Source organism: Streptomyces africanus, assembly GCF_002150735.1.
Classification (GTDB): Bacteria; Actinomycetota; Actinomycetes; order Streptomycetales; family Streptomycetaceae; genus Streptomyces; species Streptomyces africanus.
In genome coordinates this window covers 922-1,344 of sequence record NZ_MUKA01000536.1, presented here as the reverse complement: position 1 = coordinate 1,344, position 423 = coordinate 922, and the positions used below count along the sequence as shown (strand labels likewise).

General features: G+C 68.3%; 1 pseudogene. It reads right to left on the bottom strand.

Features of this window, described 5'->3' with window-relative positions:
• Positions 1-340: pseudogene (locus CCL05_RS41590) on the bottom strand (cellulose-binding protein); the annotation flags it as partial.
• Positions 341-423 lie beyond the last annotated feature (83 nt).

Here is a 423-nt window from a genome sequence, read left to right as displayed (position 1 = left end):
GCATGGCCGAGAGTCGGGCGGGAAGCAGGTTCTGGTTCGCCACGTTGGTCACGAGCTCACCGCCGTGACCCTCGTTGTCGCCGTCGAACGCCTGGGGGCAGCCCTGCTGGCTGAGGGTGCCGACGAAATCGATGTTCGAGTGACCGGCACCGCGCAGACGGTTCCACAGCACCGAGCGCCAGCAGCCGGGCGAGCCGGTGATCGAGTCACCCAGGGGCATGATGCGTACGGGGGTAACCGTGGGCGCGGCAGCGGCCCCTGGCGCGAGGGTCACGCCGAGGGCGAGCAGAAGCAGAGTCAGAAGAACCCGGAAGAACGGTAAATGCGAGGTGCTGCGCATGCCAGTCCCTTCCTGTGTGAGCCGGGAGTGCTCTGAGGGGTGTGGTCCGGTGACAGCTGCCTCGCCGCCGCGCAGCTGCCCAC